Origin of the sequence: Pseudoalteromonas sp. SS15 (genome assembly GCF_049257195.1) — a bacterium.
Classification (GTDB): Bacteria; Pseudomonadota; Gammaproteobacteria; order Enterobacterales; family Alteromonadaceae; genus Pseudoalteromonas.
In genome coordinates this window covers 1-1654 of sequence record NZ_JBMMUD010000017.1, presented here as the reverse complement: position 1 = coordinate 1654, position 1654 = coordinate 1, and the positions used below count along the sequence as shown (strand labels likewise).

Annotated in this window: 1 rRNA gene; it reads left to right on the top strand. The window is 51.1% G+C overall.

The window, feature by feature from the left end:
- The first annotated feature begins 108 nt into the window (after window positions 1-108).
- A 16S ribosomal RNA gene (locus AAEU28_RS20605) occupies window positions 109-1641 on the top strand.
- The last annotated feature ends 13 nt before the right edge of the window (window positions 1642-1654 follow it).

Below are 1654 nucleotides of genomic sequence, written 5' to 3'. Positions count from 1 at the left end.
TTAGAGTCTCAAATGTAACTGAGTGACTTCATAGTCAATTCGATTCGAAAGAATCAAAATCAGAATTCATTGAGCATGGTTTGAAGTTTACTTCAAACAAAAAACTTTTAATTGAAGAGTTTGATCATGGCTCAGATTGAACGCTGGCGGCAGGCCTAACACATGCAAGTCGAGCGGTAACATTTCTAGCTTGCTAGAAGATGACGAGCGGCGGACGGGTGAGTAATGCTTGGGAATATGCCTTAGGGTGGGGGACAACAGTTGGAAACGACTGCTAATACCGCATAACGTCTACGGACCAAAGGGGGCTTCGGCTCTCGCCCTTAGATTAGCCCAAGTGGGATTAGCTAGTTGGTGAGGTAATGGCTCACCAAGGCGACGATCCCTAGCTGGTTTGAGAGGATGATCAGCCACACTGGAACTGAGACACGGTCCAGACTCCTACGGGAGGCAGCAGTGGGGAATATTGCACAATGGGCGCAAGCCTGATGCAGCCATGCCGCGTGTGTGAAGAAGGCCTTAGGGTTGTAAAGCACTTTCAGTAAGGAGGAAAGGTTAGTAGTTAATACCTGCTAGCTGTGACGTTACTTACAGAAGAAGCACCGGCTAACTCCGTGCCAGCAGCCGCGGTAATACGGAGGGTGCGAGCGTTAATCGGAATTACTGGGCGTAAAGCGTACGCAGGCGGTTTGTTAAGCGAGATGTGAAAGCCCCGGGCTCAACCTGGGAACTGCATTTCGAACTGGCAAACTAGAGTATGATAGAGGGTGGTAGAATTTCAGGTGTAGCGGTGAAATGCGTAGAGATCTGAAGGAATACCGATGGCGAAGGCAGCCACCTGGGTCAATACTGACGCTCATGTACGAAAGCGTGGGGAGCAAACGGGATTAGATACCCCGGTAGTCCACGCCGTAAACGATGTCTACTAGGAGCTGGGGTCTTCGGACAACTTTTCCAAAGCTAACGCATTAAGTAGACCGCCTGGGGAGTACGGCCGCAAGGTTAAAACTCAAATGAATTGACGGGGGCCCGCACAAGCGGTGGAGCATGTGGTTTAATTCGATGCAACGCGAAGAACCTTACCTACACTTGACATACAGAGAACTTACCAGAGATGGTTTGGTGCCTTCGGGAACTCTGATACAGGTGCTGCATGGCTGTCGTCAGCTCGTGTTGTGAGATGTTGGGTTAAGTCCCGCAACGAGCGCAACCCCTATCCTTAGTTGCCAGCGATTCGGTCGGGAACTCTAAGGAGACTGCCGGTGATAAACCGGAGGAAGGTGGGGACGACGTCAAGTCATCATGGCCCTTACGTGTAGGGCTACACACGTGCTACAATGGCGTATACAGAGTGCTGCGAACTTGCGAGAGTAAGCGAATCACTTAAAGTACGTCGTAGTCCGGATTGGAGTCTGCAACTCGACTCCATGAAGTCGGAATCGCTAGTAATCGCGGATCAGAATGCCGCGGTGAATACGTTCCCGGGCCTTGTACACACCGCCCGTCACACCATGGGAGTGGGTTGCTCCAGAAGTAGGTAGCTTAACCTTAGGGAGGGCGCTTACCACGGAGTGATTCATGACTGGGGTGAAGTCGTAACAAGGTAGCCCTAGGGGAACCTGGGGCTGGATCACCTCCTTAACGATTTAGAACA